The organism is Kitasatospora sp. NPDC004799, assembly GCF_040609095.1.
In the GTDB taxonomy this organism is placed as follows: Bacteria; Actinomycetota; Actinomycetes; order Streptomycetales; family Streptomycetaceae; genus Kitasatospora.
Window position 1 is genome coordinate 1 of record NZ_JBEXJK010000743.1, and the last position, 1,794, is coordinate 1,794.

3 protein-coding genes are annotated in these 1,794 nt (G+C 75.9%); 1 reads left to right on the plus strand and 2 read right to left on the minus strand.

Translation table 11 applies throughout. The features are described from left to right. A partial coding sequence (locus ABZW03_RS40430) for a DUF4184 family protein (RefSeq protein ID WP_355269821.1) occupies positions 1-322 on the minus strand: 322 nt, incomplete at its 3' end. A 203-nt stretch (positions 323-525) separates the two neighbouring features. Here ABZW03_RS40430 and ABZW03_RS40435 point away from each other — a divergent pair. Further along, positions 526-714 carry a hypothetical protein gene (locus ABZW03_RS40435; protein WP_355269823.1) on the plus strand — a complete coding sequence of 63 codons (189 nt, stop codon included), beginning with the start codon at positions 526-528 and terminating at the stop codon, positions 712-714. A gap of 57 nt (positions 715-771) precedes the next feature. Here the strand turns inward: ABZW03_RS40435 and ABZW03_RS40440 are convergent. Then, a partial coding sequence (locus ABZW03_RS40440; RefSeq protein ID WP_355269824.1) for an ABC transporter permease occupies positions 772-1,794 on the minus strand: 1,023 nt, incomplete at its 5' end.

Genomic DNA, 1,794 nt, shown 5'->3' on the forward strand with positions numbered 1-1,794 from the left:
GGACCAGCACGCCCGCACTGCGGTCCGGCGCCGGGGCGACGGGCAGCGGCAGCACGGCGGCCAGCGGGCGGTGGCCGGCCAGGGCCAGCGCCCACAGCGCGAGGGTGCAGGGCAGGCCGACGGTGAGGGCACCGGGCAGGGTGTGGGTGGTCGTGGCGTTGGTGAGGGGCTCGTACCAGGACTGCGCGCTGACGGGCAGGCCCGCGGTGCCGACGAAGTAGGGCAGGTCCGGTGCGACGGCCCCCGCGACCAGTGCGGCCCGGCTGAACGGCCGCCGCAGCAGCGGCAGTACGGCCGCGGGGTGGGACAGGGTGAACGGCAAGAAGCATCCTTTCGCACGGGCCTCGGGGCCCGTCTCCCTCACGTGCGGTCGGGTACGTCATCGACGCCCGGGCGCCGAGCCGGGCCGATCGGTGCCGCTGGTGGGCGGCGGCGACGGCGGCGACGGCGGGCGCAGGCGGTTCCCACCGTAGGCCCAGAGGACCGGTGCGGTCACGGCGACCACGGTCACCGCGTCCACCAGCAGTGACCAACGGCGAGGTCGCCGCCGCCCTCGTCGTCACGCTCTCCACCCTGAAGACCCGCCTCGGCGACGTCCGGCGCGAGCTCGGCGCCCGCAACGGCGTCGACGTCGCGGCCGGCTCCTGGCAGTTGGGACTCACCCGGGTCAGCGCGACGGGTGGGAGCGCGGCCCGGGCCGCGCTCCCACCCTGATCCGAGCCGGCGCCGTCACTCGTGGCGCAGCGTCTCCGGCCGCATCAGCCGCAGGAGTTACGGCAGCCCGAGGACGGTCGTCAGCAGGACGGCGCCCGCCGCGATCGCCGTCATGGCGAGCATCGAGCCCCAGTCCGCGCTGAACGGCAGGCCCGCCGAGTACTGCAGCGCCGCCCCCGTCAGCAGGCCGCCGACGGCCGCCAGCGCCAGGCCCAGGGCCATCGGGACCAGCGTCTGCCACAGCACCGACAGGCCCAGGACGCGGCGGCGGGTGCCGACGGCGTTCAGGACGCCCAGGACGCGGCGCTGTTCGCGGAAGCGTTCCAGCTGGCCGACCAGGAGGCTGAGCGAGACCAGGAGGAGGGTGAGGGCCGATCCCGCCGTCAGCAAGCGCTTGACGGCGAGGTAGGTGGAGTCGGGCGAGGGGTCGAGCGGGAACTCGGTGCGGGCCTGCGGGTCGATCGCCATCACCGCGGTGGTCAGCTGTTCCCTCGGGTCCGCCAGGCCGTCGGCGAGCGACACCAGGACGGTGGCCGGCTGCCCGCGCAGCACCTCGGCCGGGACGGCGGCGGGGGTGAGGAGCAGCAGGCCGCCCCCGATCCGCCCGTTCGGGTCGGCGTCCTCGACGGGCGGGACGGCGGCGGTCACGGCGGGCAGCGGGAAGGCCGCCGGTTCGCCGGTGCCCCGGAAGTACGCCGGGCGGACGATCGTCCCGGGCGCGACGGGGTCGGCGTCCGGCCGCTCGGTCGGGCCCTGGACGGTGAAGGCGTCGCCGTCCTTGCAGTCGGGCAGGGTCGCGAAGCCGCGCAGCACCGCGCAGGAGGCGATCCGGACCCTGGGCAGCTGCCAGGACTTGACCGCGTCGCTCTCCAGGAACATTCCGGTGTACGCCGCGGTGGCCTTGACGCCGGCCGTGTGCGCGAGTCGGTCGGCGAGGGCGTCGGCGGTGGGCGCGCCGCCGGGGAAGGTGACCGACTGCTGGTACGGCCCGGTGGCGGGCAGCGGCCTGACGCGGTCCTCGTACAGCGCGCTGATGCCGAGGAAGAGGGTCTGCAGGGCGATCGCTCCGGCGATCGCGAC